16 protein-coding genes and 1 tRNA gene are annotated in these 13,845 nt (G+C 73.6%); 7 read left to right on the forward strand and 10 right to left on the reverse strand.

Features of this window, described 5'->3' with window-relative positions:
- Positions 1-425: 425 nt before the first annotated feature.
- On the reverse strand, positions 426-845 hold the full coding sequence (locus NFX44_RS29830) for a hypothetical protein (RefSeq protein ID WP_262286929.1): 420 nt from the start codon (positions 843-845) through the stop codon (positions 426-428).
- Between the two features lie 174 nt (positions 846-1,019).
- Between NFX44_RS29830 and NFX44_RS29835 the strand changes: the two genes are divergently transcribed.
- Positions 1,020-1,808, forward strand: a complete 789-nt coding sequence (locus NFX44_RS29835; protein ID WP_262286930.1) for a tyrosine-type recombinase/integrase — start codon at positions 1,020-1,022, stop codon at positions 1,806-1,808.
- Positions 1,809-1,870: 62 nt separating this feature from the next.
- Here the strand turns inward: NFX44_RS29835 and NFX44_RS29840 are convergent.
- The 7 genes from NFX44_RS29840 to NFX44_RS29870 all read right to left on the reverse strand — a co-directional run bounded on the left by NFX44_RS29840 (position 1,871) and on the right by NFX44_RS29870 (position 8,908).
- A tRNA-Ala gene (locus tag NFX44_RS29840) sits at positions 1,871-1,947 on the reverse strand.
- 166 nt (positions 1,948-2,113) lie between these two features.
- The gene (locus NFX44_RS29845; RefSeq protein ID WP_262286931.1) at positions 2,114-2,665 is read right to left on the reverse strand and encodes a dihydrofolate reductase family protein; all 552 of its coding nucleotides are present in this window, start codon (positions 2,663-2,665) and stop codon (positions 2,114-2,116) included.
- A 95-nt stretch (positions 2,666-2,760) separates the two neighbouring features.
- Positions 2,761-3,543: a hypothetical protein gene (locus tag NFX44_RS29850; protein ID WP_262286932.1), complete on the reverse strand. Its 783-nt coding sequence runs from the start codon at positions 3,541-3,543 to the stop codon at positions 2,761-2,763.
- Between the two features lie 178 nt (positions 3,544-3,721).
- On the reverse strand, positions 3,722-4,378 hold the full coding sequence (locus NFX44_RS29855) for a GNAT family N-acetyltransferase (protein WP_262286933.1): 657 nt from the start codon (positions 4,376-4,378) through the stop codon (positions 3,722-3,724).
- A 37-nt stretch (positions 4,379-4,415) separates the two neighbouring features.
- Positions 4,416-5,729, reverse strand: a complete 1,314-nt coding sequence (glp, locus tag NFX44_RS29860; RefSeq protein WP_262286934.1) for a gephyrin-like molybdotransferase Glp — start codon at positions 5,727-5,729, stop codon at positions 4,416-4,418.
- Positions 5,726-6,721, reverse strand: a complete 996-nt coding sequence (locus tag NFX44_RS29865) for a UTP--glucose-1-phosphate uridylyltransferase (RefSeq protein WP_262286935.1) — start codon at positions 6,719-6,721, stop codon at positions 5,726-5,728. The genes glp and NFX44_RS29865 overlap by 4 nt, the downstream gene beginning before the upstream one ends.
- Positions 6,722-6,730: 9 nt before the next feature.
- On the reverse strand, positions 6,731-8,908 hold the full coding sequence (locus NFX44_RS29870; protein WP_262286936.1) for a diguanylate cyclase: 2,178 nt from the start codon (positions 8,906-8,908) through the stop codon (positions 6,731-6,733).
- 83 nt (positions 8,909-8,991) lie between these two features.
- Here NFX44_RS29870 and NFX44_RS29875 point away from each other — a divergent pair, with 83 nt between their 5' ends.
- The 3 genes from NFX44_RS29875 to NFX44_RS29885 all read left to right on the forward strand — a co-directional run bounded on the left by NFX44_RS29875 (position 8,992) and on the right by NFX44_RS29885 (position 10,799).
- Positions 8,992-9,639: a 5-formyltetrahydrofolate cyclo-ligase gene (locus tag NFX44_RS29875; RefSeq protein ID WP_262286937.1), complete on the forward strand. Its 648-nt coding sequence runs from the start codon at positions 8,992-8,994 to the stop codon at positions 9,637-9,639.
- 62 nt (positions 9,640-9,701) lie between these two features.
- Complete coding sequence (locus NFX44_RS29880) at positions 9,702-10,055, forward strand: FmdB family zinc ribbon protein (RefSeq protein ID WP_262286938.1); 354 nt, start codon at positions 9,702-9,704, stop codon at positions 10,053-10,055.
- Positions 10,056-10,256: 201 nt separating this feature from the next.
- On the forward strand, positions 10,257-10,799 hold the full coding sequence (locus NFX44_RS29885) for a flagellar biosynthesis protein FlgA (RefSeq protein ID WP_262286939.1): 543 nt from the start codon (positions 10,257-10,259) through the stop codon (positions 10,797-10,799).
- A gap of 9 nt (positions 10,800-10,808) precedes the next feature.
- Here NFX44_RS29885 and NFX44_RS29890 read toward each other — a convergent pair whose 3' ends face one another.
- Positions 10,809-10,994, reverse strand: a complete 186-nt coding sequence (locus NFX44_RS29890; RefSeq protein ID WP_262286940.1) for a hypothetical protein — start codon at positions 10,992-10,994, stop codon at positions 10,809-10,811.
- Positions 10,995-11,104: 110 nt separating this feature from the next.
- Between NFX44_RS29890 and NFX44_RS29895 the strand changes: the two genes are divergently transcribed.
- Positions 11,105-11,788: a hypothetical protein gene (locus tag NFX44_RS29895; protein ID WP_262286941.1), complete on the forward strand. Its 684-nt coding sequence runs from the start codon at positions 11,105-11,107 to the stop codon at positions 11,786-11,788.
- Between the two features lie 44 nt (positions 11,789-11,832).
- Here the strand turns inward: NFX44_RS29895 and NFX44_RS29900 are convergent, their stop codons facing one another.
- Positions 11,833-12,315: a DUF2231 domain-containing protein gene (locus NFX44_RS29900; RefSeq protein WP_262286942.1), complete on the reverse strand. Its 483-nt coding sequence runs from the start codon at positions 12,313-12,315 to the stop codon at positions 11,833-11,835.
- A 174-nt stretch (positions 12,316-12,489) separates the two neighbouring features.
- On the opposite strand from NFX44_RS29900, the gene NFX44_RS29905 reads away from it, so the two are divergent.
- Positions 12,490-12,918 carry a Fur family transcriptional regulator gene (locus NFX44_RS29905; RefSeq protein ID WP_262286943.1) on the forward strand — a complete coding sequence of 143 codons (429 nt, stop codon included), beginning with the start codon at positions 12,490-12,492 and terminating at the stop codon, positions 12,916-12,918.
- A gap of 67 nt (positions 12,919-12,985) precedes the next feature.
- The gene (locus NFX44_RS29910) at positions 12,986-13,837 is read left to right on the forward strand and encodes an oxygenase MpaB family protein (protein WP_262286944.1); all 852 of its coding nucleotides are present in this window, start codon (positions 12,986-12,988) and stop codon (positions 13,835-13,837) included.
- Positions 13,838-13,845 lie beyond the last annotated feature (8 nt).

The following is a 13,845-nucleotide window of genomic DNA, read 5'->3' on the forward strand; positions in this document are numbered from 1 at the left end:
CCGCTTGCACGGCGAGCTCGGGCACATCCCGCCCGCCGAACACGAGGCGCTACACGCGATGACCCACCCGGTCACCGCACCCCTAAAAACCAGCTAACCAACTCTCCATCAAACCCGGGGCTTGACAGGCGTGGCATGGAGGGCGCTTCACGCGGTGACGTCACCGCACGTTGACACCATGGCTGGCAAGCCGGTACGGAGATATCGGATCGGGTCTGCCGCGAAGGTGTGGGCCTTGCAGAAGCCAGATCGGGTGATCCGCGACTTCGCACTGTTCCTGAAGATCAGGGCAAGTCCCCGAGCGCTCGCTCCTGGGCGTGCTCGGGCGCTCTGGTCGTGTTCTGTATCTCTAGGCCGTCAACCGTCAGCTGAGACGGACACGTAAAGCCTCAGGTGGGACCCGGCACTCAGCACGGAGGATGTCGTTATCGAAGACCGAAGTCGCTTGGAGCCTCGGCCGCTTTGGCTCTGAACGCCTTATCCAGATTCTCATCCGCTGGGCCGAGAAGGTAATAGAACTGACGTTCCCGCGATCCGGCGTATTCGACATCCGACTCATGGTTCAAGACGTCAGTCAGGAGGTCAGCAAGCTCGGACAGGCGGAAGTATCGCATTGCTTCGATCGCACGTCTCAGGCGGAAAGGTTCATTGACTTCCACTGCGAAGCCCAAGCCGCCACCCATGGCCGAGTTGTAGACACGTAGCAGGAAGGAAAGGTGCACAATCCCTAGCGGAGTTCCTTCAGGCGCTTCACCGTCAGCCCCGTAGTCGCAGGCACGGTTCCAGATGACGGCGAGATCGTCCAACACCGCCCGCCTCCACGTCTCATCCAACTCGTCCATCATGAGCCACCGAGTTCCTTTCTGCTCGCCGGTCCGTCAGGAACGGAACGGGGCTACGCCCGCGCGCCCCATAGGCGACTGTAGGGCGCGCGCCTACTCCGCCTGTTCGTCGTAGCGCGTGCGCAATCGTCGGTCAAAACCTACTTCGACCTGTTGAACAACATCATGAATTCGGCCGTGGCCGACAAGGTGATTCCCGATAACCCCTGCAAGTCCATTCGGCTGTTCGCGATCCTGCGTAGCTTCTCCCGCGCGCCGAAATGGGTACCGACCGATGACGACGTCCTGGCCCTGGTCGACGTGGTGCCCGGCGAGTATCAGGCGGCCATCTGGGCCGGTGCGGGCGAGGGTCTGCGGCTCGGGGAAGTCCTCGGCCTGGAAGACAGCACCAGGTGCATCGACGCGGACCGTCAGGAGCTGCACGTGGTTCAGCAACTGCGGTTTCACAAGCTCAGCTACGGCGGCTTCTACCTAGCGCCGCCGAAGGCCGGTTCGGTCGGTGACGTCGACCTGGACGACCACGTGGCGGCCGTCTTCGCGGAGCATGTCCGCAAGTACCCGCCCGCCTCGGTCGAGCTGCCCGACATCACCGCCGGTACGCCCGACTCCGGCAAGGATCCCCGCCGCCGCCTGGTGCCGCTGCTGTTCACCGACGACCAGGGCCGACCGATCCACGATCAGCGGTGGTCGGACCTGTGGCGGACATGGCGCCGGGCCGCCGGCTGGCCCGATGAGGGGACGTTCCACTCCCTGCGGCACTACTTCGCCACCCGCCTGATCACTTCGGGTGCCGACCCGACCGACGTGCAGAACGCCCTCCGGCACTCCAGCCTGCGAATCACGCTGGAGACCTACGTCCACTGGTGGCCGAAGAAAGATCGCCGCCGCAACATCATCAGCACTGCCCTGCGCGATGCGAGCGCACGACTTCGGACGACGGCCCCGACATCACAGAGTTCACGCTGATCTGGGCCGGATCTGGTCCTAGCGATCTTGCTGACAGCGTTTCCGCTGTTGAACGGTGTTACTGGTGGAGCTGAGGGGATTTGAACCCCTGACCCCCTCGATGCGAACGAGGTGCGCTACCGGTCTGCGCCACAGCCCCTCCGCTGGCGTACCAGCGTCGGTCCCACCCGGCTTGCACCGGGCGGGCCGGCGACAAGGCTAACAGGTCGGGCGCCGCCGAGGCCAACCGCCCCACCGCAGCAGGAGATCTTGGAGGGAAACGTCCCCCATAGGGGCCGAAACCCTCCAAGATCTCGAAGCGGACGTCAGGCGGGCGCGTACGTCAGGTTCAGCACCCCGCTCTTGAGGGTCGAGCTGTCCAGCAGCCGCAGCGGGTAGGTCGGCGTGCCCTCGAAGAGGCGCTGGCCGTGCCCCACGGCGATCGGGTGGACCAGCAGGCGCAGCTCGTCCAGCAGGCCGTTGGCGAGCAGCCACCGGACCGTGGTGGCGCCGCCCGACATGGCGATGTCCCCGTCCGCCTGCTCCTTGATCTCCCGCAGCCGCGCCGCGACCTGGTCCGGGTCGCCGGAGATCAGGTGCGAGTTCGGCCAGGTCGTCTCGGTGAGCGTGTTGGACAGCACGTACTTCGGCACCGAGTTGATGAACGACGCGAACTCCAGGTCGTCCCCGGACTGGTTGGGCCAGAACTCGGACCACTCCTGGTACTGGGTGCGCCCCATGAGGAACGCCGTGGTCCCCGCCACCCCGCGGCCCACGACGGCGCCCATCTCGTCGTCGAAGTAGGGGAAGTGCCACTGGTCGGGCCGCTCCACGACCCCGTCCAGCGAGATGAAGAAGTTCGACACGATCTTGGCCATCACAAGCTCCCCTGTCCGCGGCCGGCTTCCGCACCGGCCTTCATCAACCCGTCGGATGAGGGACGCCGGATTCGACATCAGCGGGGGAAGAACTTTCAGGCGCCCCGCCCGCTCTGGTACGGCCGCCCCCGCAGGCCACCCGACCGGCGGTAGGAGACCGAGCCGCCACTCGCTGCGGGCGGCAGGTCCGCGGGCCGGTCAAGCCCCATGGCGGTGCGCCGGACGGCCTCCCGCTGGGCGGCCAGCCGGCGCTGCGCCTCCCGCCGTGCCGCGGCGCGCCGCGCCTGCTCGCGGCGTACCTCGGCCTGGCGGGCGGCCAGCCACGCCGCCTCCCGGGCCTCCGCGCGCCGCCGCCGGCGCTCGGCGAGGGCCCGCTGCCGCAGGTGTACGACGTACGCCACGAGCAGGGCGCCGGTGACCGAGACGCTGATCCAGAATCCGGGGCTCACCAGCACCACGCCGATCAGTTCGACGAAGTTGAGCAGCAGCAGCGCGGCGAGCACCCGGCGCCGGCGGTAGACGGCCGGGGTGTGCCGGCGCTTCGCAGGGTGCCGTCGGCGGGACTTGGCGGGGGCGGGCGGCACCGAGCGGAGCCGGCCGGACCGGCGGCGTGCGGGTGGCGCCGACACCGGACGGGCGAGACCGCCCGTGTCGGAATCTTCACTCAGAGTGACGATGAGGGAGCGGGGCGGGTGCACCGGCCGCCGTCCGGGCACGGTGCGACGTCGACGGCGGCGCTGGAGCACCCGGGCCGTCGACTGCGCCCGCTCCGCCACCAGCCGCTCGGTGGCGTCGTACCGGCGGACCAGCGCCGGCGCGAGGGCGAGCAGACCGGCGGCGGCGAGGACGGCGAGGAGCACCGAGGTCGGCACCCTCACCCCTCCCGTCACCAAGTTCGGGGCGAGCGCCACACGACCGCAACTTCTTCCGTCGCCCGTCGTTGATGGCGCAGATCGTGCGGGCAGGCAGCGCTTGCCACAGCTTGCAGTTACTTGAGGTTACGGGCCGCCGACCCACTTCACCGTGCGCCGCGCCGGGCGTGGCGGGTGGGAGCCTTCAACCACGGTTGTCACGTACGCGGTGCCAGCGGGCCAGCAGCCCGCCCTCGGCGACCACTTCCTCACTGGTCATCGCGTATCCGATGTGGTCACGCCACGCGCCGTCGATGTGCATGTAGCGCACGTGGTAGGCCTCCTCGCGGAAGCCGAGCTTCTCCACCACCCGGCGGGACGGCTGGTTCTCCGGCCGGATGTTCACCTCGATGCGGTGCAGCCCGCCGGGGCCGAACGCGTGGTCCACGGCGAGGGCCACCGCGGTGGGCATGACGCCGCGACCGGCCACCCGGGAGTCCACCCAGTAGCCCACGTAGCCGGAGCAGAAGGCGCGCCGCACGATGCTGCCCACGTTGAGGTGGCCGACGAGCCGTTCCTCGCCGTTCTCGCGCAGGCAGACCGCGAACGGCATGCCGTCCCCGGTCCGCGCCGACCGGCGCTGGTCGGCGTGGACGTAGCGGAACGCGGCCGGCGAGTTCATCTCGTCCCAACTGCCCGGCAGGTGGGACTCCCAGGGGGACAGCCAGGCCCGGTTGGCCCGCCGGATCTCCGACCAGCCGGCCGCGTCGGAACGCCGGTACGGCCGCAGCACCACCGGACCGTCCACCAGCACCGCCGGCCATCCCGGCTGCCGCCGGAACCAACTCACCGAGTCAGCCATCCGTTCGCTCCCGCGCGGCTCGCGAGCCCACTCGTGCTCACCGGCGCCGGTCCAGCAGGAGGACGTCCACAGTCGACCCGGCCGCCGCGGTGGTGACCCGCTCGCCGAGGACGAGCAGGCCGTTCGCCTCGGCCAGGCCGGAGAGGGTGAACGGCCCACCGGCGAGCGGCTGCACGGTGTAGCCGCCGCCGCGCCGCTCGGCAACGTGCGCCGGGCGGAACTCGCGCAGCCCCACCGGGGACGAGACCGTCTCCAGCAGGTGCGCCCGGACGCTGGGCCGGAACACCGGCTCGGCGCCGGCCAGCAACTGGATGGCCGGGCGGGCCAGCACCTCGAAGCCGATCAGCGCCGCTCCGGGCTCACCGGGAAGACACACCACCGGCACCTCCTCGGCGCCGACCGTACCGAATCCGAGGGCCGTTCCGGGATAGAGGGCGACCTCGGTGAAGGTGACCGGCCCGGCCCGGCCGCCCTCCCGGCGGGACAGGATCCGGCGGACCATGTCGCCGGGGCCGGTGCCCGTGCCGCCGGTGGTGATGATCAGGTCGGCGCGCAGGGTCTGGTCCTCCAGCAGGCCGCGCAGCGCCTCCGGGTCGTCGTCGCAGATCCCGACCCGGTACGCCAGCGCGCCCGCCTCGGCCGCGGCGGCGGTGAGCGCGTGCGAATTGGTGTCCACCACCTGGCCGGGCTGGCTGCCCCGGCCCACGTCGACCAGCTCGTCACCGGTGGCCACGATGACCACCCGGGGGCTGGGCCGGACCACGACGTGACCGATGCCGGTGGCGGCGCAGACCGCGACCAGGGCGGGCGAGACGTACGTGCCGGCGCGGGCGAGCAGGGTGCCGGCGGGCAGTTCCTCACCGGCGCGCCGGACGCCGTAGCCCCGCTTGGGGGCGCGGAAGATCTCCACGGCGGCCATGCCCTGGTCGGTCCACTCCACGGGGACCACCACGTCGGCGCCGACGGGCAGCGGCGCGCCCGCCGCCACCGAGAAGCAGGAGCCGGGGGTGAGCCGGACCGGGCGCCAACTCGCCGCGCCCAGGTCACCGACCACGTTCAGCCGGATGCTGCGGCCACCGGGGATACCGGAGGGGGCCGGGACGTAGCCCGGCCCCCGGCTCCCTCCGGAGATGTCCTCCCAGCGCGCGGCGTACCCGTCCACCGCCGCCTGGTCGAAGGCGGGAAACGAGTGCGGCGCGACCACGTCCTCGGCGAGGACGTTGCCGTACGCCTGGGTGAGGTCGAGGTCGAGCGGAGGCAGCGCGCGTAACCTGCGCAGCACGCTGCCCAGGTAGTCGGCGAGCGGCGTCAACTCGTTCGCGGCCGCCTCGGCGTCGGCCGTCGCGGTCATGTACCGGCACCGCCGGACGCGTCGCGCATCCCGTTCAGAATCGCCGCGGTGACCGTCTCGTCGCCGGCGTTGACGAACTCGGTGAGCCACTTGCGGAACTCGGCGCCCAGGTCCTCGCGCTCGACGGCGATCTGCACGACCGTCTGGAGATAGCCGAGCGGCTGGCCGGTGTCGTAGCGGGTGCCCCGGTAGACGATGGCGTGCACCGGCACGCCCTCGTTGCGCAGGATCTCCATGGCGTCGGTCAGCTGGATCTCGCCGCCGCTGCCCGGCTCGGTGCGCCGGATCGCGTCGAAGATGCGGCCGGGGAGCACGTAGCGGCCGAGGACGGCGAGGTTGCTCGGCGCGTCCTCGGGCTTCGGCTTCTCCACCATGCCGGTGACCCTCACGACCTCGGCGAGGTCGCCGAACTCGGGCCCGGCGGGCTCGACGGAGGCGATCCCGTAGCGGGAGGTCTCGGCCGGGTCGACCTCGAAGAAGGCGAGCACGATGCCGCCGGTCCGGGCCTGCAGGTCCAGCATGGCCGGCAGCAGCGGCTCGTCCATCTTGACGAACTCGTCGCCGAGCAGCACCGCGAAGGGCGCGTCGCCGACGTGCGACTCGGCGTAGCCGACGGCGTGGCCGAGGCCGAGCTGCTCGGGCTGGCGGCACGTGTAGATCTCGGCCAGGTCCTCGGTGCGCTTGACGGCGGCCAGCAGCTCGGGCTTCTTCTCCAGCCGTTCCTCCAGGTCGGGCCGGCGGTCGAAGTGGTCCACCATGGCCGTCTTGCCGCGCCCGGTGATCAGCAGCACGTCGTTGAGCCCGGCCTGGGCGGCCTCCTCGACGATGTACTGGAGCACCGGCCGGTCGACGACCGGCAGCAGCTCCTTGGGGACCGCCTTGGTGGCCGGCAGGAACCGGGTAGCCAGGCCGGCGGCCGGGATGACGGCCTTGACGGCGCGGGAGCGACCGGTCGCGGCGGTCGCTGAGGGGTTCGCTGAGTGCTCCGACATGTCGCGAGACTATCGGCCACGGCTCTGCCGCGGCGGGTGAGGACCGGAAGACGCGCCGCCCTGTGCCGCCGTCGCGCCGTCCGCGGCGCCGGCCCGGGGCAGTCCGTCGGGCGGGCTGGCCGCGGCGACCACCACGGGGATCTCCTGGGTGGGGACCGGGTCGGGGGGCCGGGCCAGCTGGTAGCCGTCGCGGCCGGCGGCCTTGGCCGCGTAGAGCGCGTCGTCGGCGGCGTCGAGGACCTGCTGGCCGCCGGCCGCGTGGTCGGGGTAGACGGCGATGCCGATGGAGACGGTCACCGGCACCCGGACGGCCTCCCCCGTGTGCACCTCCACCGGCACCGGCTGGTCCCGGATCACCGCGCCGAGCCGCTCGGCGACGATCGTGGCACCCCGGGCGTCGGTCTCCGGCAGCAGCACCACGAACTCCTCGCCGCCCTGCCGGAACGCGAGGTCGACCTCGCGGATCTCGCCGCGTACCCGGCGGGCGAACTCGACAAGCACCGCGTCCCCGGCGGCGTGGCCCCAGGTGTCGTTGACGTCCTTGAACCGGTCCAGGTCGAGGGCCAGCACGCTGAGCATCCGGCCGAAGCGGTTGGCCCGCTCCACCTCGCGCCGGATCGACTCGCGCAGGTAGCGGTAGTTCCACAGCCCGGTCAGCGCGTCGGTGAGGGAGAGCCGCTGCGCCTCCTCGTGCACCCGGACGTTCTCCACCGCCACCGCCGCGTGCCCGGCGAAGGTCCGCAGGGTGACCAGGTCGTCGTCGTCGAACTCGTCCGCGCCGAGCCGGTCGTAGAGGGCGAGCACACCGAGCGCCCACGACTCGGTGTCCGCCGGGGGATGGCCGGGCCGGTCCGGGCCGCGCGGTTCCGTGCCGCGGGGCGCGGCGAACGGCACCGCCACGTACGTCTCGCAGGACGGCTCCCCGGTCGGCGCGTCCGTCGCCTCCCACCGGCCGCGCAGCGGCTCCCCGGTGGCGGCCACCCTGCCGAGCACCCCGGCGCCGACCAGCACCCGCAGCGTCGCCGGATCGGCCGGGTCCTCGGTCGACCACCGCCCGTCCAGCCCTTCGACGCACTGGCCGACCAGCGTGCCGTCGCCGTCGACCAGCAGCACGGCGCCGGCCCGGGCGCCGGTGGCGGCGATCGCGCTGTGCAGGATCACCCGCAGGATGCGTTGCAGGTCGTGGGTGCTGGCCAGGGTGTCGCCGAGCACGGTCAGGTGGCCGCGGAGCTGGTCCCGGCTGCTGGTCAGGGCGGCCACGTAGCTGCCGGTCTCCCGGGTCATCCGGTTGAACGCGCCGGCCAGCCGCCCGATCTCGTCGCGGCTGCGGACCGGCACCCGGGTGGTGAGGTCGCCGTGCGCCACCCGGTCCACGGCGCCCGCCAGCTCGACCAGGGGCCGCGTGGTCACCCGGGCCAGCCGCCAGGCGGCCACCACGGCCAGCAGGGCGGCCAGCACCACCGCGCCGACCAGGGCGGCGTAGAGCCCCGGCGGGCGCTCCCCCGGCACCGAGAGCACCAGCGGCAGCGGCTGGCCGGGGGTCGGGCCGACCCGGCGCACGTACCGGCCGTCGATGGTGCCGGTCACCCGGTCCCCGTCCGCCTGGCGGGCGGCGGCCAGCACCGCTGCGCGTACCTCCCGGTCCTCGGTCGTGTGGGTGATCCGGCCCGGGTCGTCGAGGAGGGTGACCCCGGCCCCGGTCACCGCGGCGAGCCGCGCCACGAACGCCGGGTCGACGGGCTGCGCGGCGGCGACCGTGCCCAGGTCGGCGCCCGCCGGGTCGCGGAGCCGGACCTGGGCGGCGAGGGCGCGCACCGGGCCGGTCGTCGCGTCGGCGGCGCAGTCCTGCCAGGGCCCGGCCGGGCCGCCGGCGGTGGCGTAGGTGGTGCGGCCGGCCGGGTCGGCGATCAGCACGGCGGCGGCCAGGCCCCGGCCCACCACCTGGTCGGCCGCGCGGGACCGGGCGGCCGGGTCGGCGACCAGCGCGACCGCGTCGGCCGCCGCGCGGAGCTGCTGGCAGAGAGCGTCGACGGAGGTACGCACCCCGGCCGCGGCCACACCCAGCCGCTCGGTGGCCCGGCCGCGGTCGACGGCGCTCAGGGTGGACCCGACGAAGAAGGCGCCGAGCAGGACGGGGCCGAGCACCACCGTGAGGAAGGCCGCCGTCAACCGCCCGCGTAGCGTCAAGCTGCCCCCCGGAAGTCCTGCGCCCCTTCCTGCGATGCTGACACAGAGCGACCGGGAGGCAAGCGTTGCGTCAGGAGTGTTGCGTGCCGGAATTTTCTGATGGAGCGGATGTGACCAAGCGGGACCTGCGGGTCGCGCTGCTCGCCCACCGCCGGACGCTGCCGCCGCCGCGCCGGGCCGAGGCGGCGGCGTCCGTCCGGGCCGAGCTGGTCGATCTGGTACGCCGGCTGCGACCGACCCGGATGACCGCGTACGTGCCGGTCGGCTCCGAGCCGGGCGGCAACGACCTGCCCGCCGTCCTGCGAGCGGCGCTGGCGCCGGAGGCCGAGCTGCTGCTGCCCGTGCTCCTCGACGACCTCGACCTGGACTGGGCCGCCTACACCGGCCCGGAGTCGCTGCGGGCCGCCGGCCGGGGCCTGCGCGAGCCGACCGGGCCGCCCCTGGGGAGCGCGGCGGTCGCCGGGGCCGACCTCGTGGTGGTGCCGGCGCTGGCGGTGGACCGCCGGGGCTTCCGGCTGGGCCGGGGCGGTGGCTCGTACGACCGGGCGCTGGCCCGGGTGCCCGCCACGGTCCCCACGGTGGCGCTGCTGCACGACGGGGAGCTGGTCGAGGCGGTCCCGGCGCAGCCGCACGACCGGCCGGTGCGCTTCGTGATCACACCGGCGGAGGGTCTGGTGGCGGTGCCCGGTGTGGCCCAAGGCGCTTCCGCTGGACGAACCCGGGTTCCATGACGCACCATTGGCACTCGAATCCGTCGAGTGCCAAGCGGCTGAGCCAAGATCCGGAGGAGAACGTGCCCACGTACCAGTACGCCTGCACCGCGTGCGGCCACCAGCTCGAGGCGGTGCAGTCCTTCTCCGACGCGCCGCTGACCGAGTGCCCGGCGTGTGAGGGGCGGCTGCGCAAGGTCTTCAACTCGGTCGGCATCGTGTTCAAGGGCTCGGGCTTCTACCGCACGGACTCCCGTTCGTCCGGTTCCGACAGCACCACGAGCACCACGAGCAAGCCGGCCAAGTCCGAGTCGTCGACCGGCGGCTCGTCCGACAGCTCGTCGTCGGGGTCGGGCAGCGGCTCGTCCGCCGCGTCGTCCAGCTCGTCCTCCGGTTCGTCGACCAGCAAGGCGCCGGCGGCCAGCAGCTCCTCCTGACGCTTGTTCGTCCCCGGAAAGTGGTCATCCCGCGCGGATGGCCACTTTTCGCGTTTCCCGGGGGGTTTCCCCCGGTTGGCCGTCACCGGGCGCCTGTCCACAGGCCGGCGGGTTTTCCACAGGCGAGCCAGCGGGGGCGGCGGGGCCAGCCGCCCGCCGCCTAGCCTGCCCGCGTACCGGTCGGGTCGGGTGGGCGGGAGGATGCTGGTGGCGGGTGAGGAGGCATCGCTGCGGCCGGTGCGCTGGCGCGGGCTGCCGCGCGGGCGCACGCTGCTCCGGGTGGCGCTGGTCGCGGTGCTGCTCGGGCTGGCCGCTGCCGTCCTGCAGACCCCGGGCGGCTGCCCGCCCGGCGCGGTCCCGGCCGTGGCCCCCACCCCGACCGGCGATGTCCCGGCGGGCGGCGGCCTCCCGGCCGGTGCGGGCGCCCCGGCCGGTGGTGATCGTCGCGCCGCCGCCCTGCCGCTGCCAGCCGGGGCGGTCGGGGTGCCGGTCCGGCTCGCCGAGCCGGCCGCGCTCGCGGTGCTCCGCCCCGGCGCCCGGGTGGACCTGCTGGTCGTGCCGGCCGGCGGCGCGGCGGGTGCGGCCACCCTGCTGGCCCCGCGGGCGCTGGTCCTCGACGTGGTCGGTGCGGCCGGGGCGGTCGACGGCTCCTCGGCGCTCTACCTGGCGCTCCGCCCGGAGCAGGCCCAGCGCGCGGTCGGCCTGCCCGAGGGCAGCCGCTTCGCCGTGGTGGTGCGCGGATGACCGGTGGGGTCAGTCCCAGTGCGGCGGGCGCTCGGCGAGCAGCCAGTCGTCGTTGCCGGCGGAGCGCTCGCCCCAGCCGCGGTCGGTGTCGTCGGTGGTCTGCTCGGGCAGCACCACGAAGTCTTCGCTGAGGTCGACCACGCGGTCGTCGTCGCCGCGCGGGACACGGATGCCGGGATCGCTCACGAGCGGCAAGGATACCGGGGCGAGGGCAACGGATCGACCGGTCGGGCGGGAACACCGGGGCACCGTGGCCCGTCGCGTCGGGCGGCCGACCGGCCGGCGCGTTGGTAGCGTCGGACGGCGTGACGACGCCGAGCGGTGGCAGCCCCGAGAACGAGATCTGGCAACGCCCGGACGAGGCGGCCGGCGCGGCCCCGGCGCCTGGTGCGGACGAGCCCGGATCGGCGGCGCGCGCGCTCCTGGCCTCCGGCGAGGACGAGCCCGGATCGGCGGCCCGCGCGGTCCCGACGCCCGGCGAGGACGAGCCCGGATCGGCGGCCGGCGGGAACCCGGCTCCCGGTCCGGTGGCCGGGAGCGACCGGTCCGACAGCTCGACCGGCGACGCTCCGACGACGCAGGCCAGCCCCTGGTCGCGCGCCGGCCACACCGACAGTCCGTGGGCGAGGCCCGGCCAGGGCGCCGCCCCGACCGGCGGCTGGGCCGGACCGGCCGGACCCGCCGGCGGCCGGCCCGGACCGGCCGCCGCGGGTGGTTGGCCGCAGCAACCCGTCCCGGCCGGTGGTTGGGGGCCGGGGGGCACGCCGGCCGGTTATGCGGGCCCGCCCCCGACCGTCCCGCCGCCGCCCGGCTGGCGACCACCGGTGCACGTGCAGCCGACGCCGCCGCGCCGGCTCCCGCCGCAAGACATGGCCGCCATGGACCAGGCCGAGGGGCAGTCCCAGCGGCTCACCTACGGCATCGGCGCGGTCGTCGGCGTCGTGCTGGTGCTGCTCACCTGCCTGCTCTGCTCGCGCCTGCTCTTCTGAGCCGGCCGGGACGCCCCGGCTGGGGGCGGCCCTGCCGGCCCGGGTCAGACGATGCCGCTCCACACCATCTTCGCGCCGCTGTCACCGGTCAGGTAGACGTAGACCAGCGCGAACACGGCGAGCACGAGCACGATGGCGGTGAGCACCAGGGGCAGCCAGCGGGGCAGGTTGCGGGTGCGGGCGAGACCGCTGGTCACCAGCAGCAGCAGGAGCGCCGCCACGGCCAGCCCGACGGTGAACCAGAACAGGTTCTCGCCGTACTCGGAGTGCTCGTGGATCTTCTGAAGGCCCTCGGGCGGGTAACCCCGCTGCCGCAGCACCTCCTCCAACTCCTCGCCGGACTCCGTCGCCACCCAGGTGACGATGGGGGTGAGCACGGCGAGGACCGCCACCGCCCAGCCCATCCGGGGCCGCCAGCGGGGCAGCACCCCGTACGCGACGGAGAGCAACGCCAGCAGCGGCACCAGCACCACCGCGGCGTGTACGACCAGGACGTGGCCCGGTAGGCCGTTGACTTCCCTGAACACCGACACCTCCGGCGAGTGGACGGGATCGCGCGGTCAGCGTACGGCGTGATGATCCGCCGTCCCGCTTCCGTACACCGACACACGCACGGGGCGTTGGTCCGGTTCACCTGTGGCCCGAACCACCCGGGGTGACGCTCGCTTGTCGGTCCCGGGGCGCCGTGCTGTCATGGACGCATGTCCACGGGTGAGGAGCTGCTCCGGTCGAGGGGCCTACGGGTCACCCGGCCGCGCCTCGCCGTGCTGGACGTGCTCGCCGCCGGCGGTCACCTGGAGGTCGACGAGATCACCCGCCGGGTGCGTGAGCGCCTCGACTCGGTCTCCACCCAGGCCGTCTACGACGTGCTCGGGGCGCTCTCCCGGGCCGGGCTCTCCCGCCGGATCGAGCCGGCCGGCAGCCCCGCCCGCTACGAGGCCCGCGTCGGGGACAACCACCACCATGTGGTGTGCCGGGGCTGCGGCGAGATCGCCGACGTGGACTGCGCCACCGGCAACGCCCCCTGCCTGGACCCGAACGTCGCGCACGGCTTCGAGGTCGACGAGGCGGAAGTGACCTTCTGGGGTCTCTGCCCGGCCTGCCAGGCCCGCCGCTCCGCCGACGACTGACCGGCCGCCCGCCGGCCTCGACGAGCTGGCGGCACGAACGCGGGCGCGGCCGTGGCACTCTTGGTCGGTGGACACCGATGACCTCGGGCTGTTCGGTCCGGGATCGGTCACGTGGAAGGTGCACGAGGAGCCGATCCTGATCGTCGCCGGCCTGCGTTCGCTCTACCTCCAGGCGCTGCACCCCCGCGCCATGGCGGGCGTCGCCCAGAACAGCAACTACCGCACGGACGCCTGGGGCCGCCTGGTCCGCACAGCCAATTACGTGGCCACGACGATCTACGGCACGACCGCCGAGGCGGAGGCGGCCGGCCGGCGGCTGCGTACGCTGCACGCCCGGATGCGGGCCACCGACCCGTTCACCGGTGAGCGGTTCCGGATCGACGACCCCGACCTGCTGCGCTGGGTGCACGTCACCGAGGTCGAGTCGTTCGTGAGCACCGCGCGTCGGGCCGGGCTCGCGCTGACCGACGACGAGGTGGACGGCTACTACACCGAGCAGCGCCGGGCGGCGGCGCTTGTCGGGTTGGACCCGGCCGACGTGCCGGGCACCGCCGCCGAGGTCGCCGACTACTACCGCCGGATCCGGCCCGAGCTGCGGATGACGAGTGAGGCGGCGGAGACCGCGCTCTTCCTGACCGCCCCACCGATCCCGTGGAAGCTCAGCCTGCCGCTGAAGCTCGGCCTGCACCTCGGGCCGCCGCGCTGGGCGTATCTGGGGATCGCCGGCACGGCGCTGGCGCTGCTGCCGCCCTGGGCCCAGCGGCTGTACGGCGGCCTCGGCCTGCCGACCACCGCGCTCTCGGCGGACCTGAGTGTGCGCGCGCTGCGCCTCGCCCTGGCGGCGGTGCCGCGGCGCTACCGGGAAGGCCCGTTGCTGCAGGCCGCCAAGGAGCGCGCCGCCCGCGCCGCGGCGGCCTGAGAAGCCGC

The organism is Micromonospora sp. MA102 (assembly GCF_025460765.1).
Classification (GTDB): Bacteria; Actinomycetota; Actinomycetes; order Mycobacteriales; family Micromonosporaceae; genus Micromonospora; species Micromonospora halotolerans.

Bases quoted from the DNA above. Each gene is read 5' to 3' on its own strand.
- NFX44_RS29830 (WP_262286929.1), bottom strand. From the start codon at position 845: ATGATGGACGAGTTGGATGAGACGTGGAGGCGGGCGGTGTTGGACGAT.
- NFX44_RS29905 (WP_262286943.1), top strand. From the start codon at position 12,490: ATGTCCACGGGTGAGGAGCTGCTCCGGTCGAGGGGCCTACGGGTCACC.
- NFX44_RS29865 (WP_262286935.1), bottom strand. From the start codon at position 6,721: ATGTCGGAGCACTCAGCGAACCCCTCAGCGACCGCCGCGACCGGTCGC.
- NFX44_RS29855 (WP_262286933.1), bottom strand. From the start codon at position 4,378: ATGGCTGACTCGGTGAGTTGGTTCCGGCGGCAGCCGGGATGGCCGGCG.
- glp (WP_262286934.1), bottom strand. From the start codon at position 5,729: ATGACCGCGACGGCCGACGCCGAGGCGGCCGCGAACGAGTTGACGCCG.
- NFX44_RS29885 (WP_262286939.1), top strand. From the start codon at position 10,257: ATGCTGGTGGCGGGTGAGGAGGCATCGCTGCGGCCGGTGCGCTGGCGC.
- NFX44_RS29845 (WP_262286931.1), bottom strand. From the start codon at position 2,665: ATGGCCAAGATCGTGTCGAACTTCTTCATCTCGCTGGACGGGGTCGTG.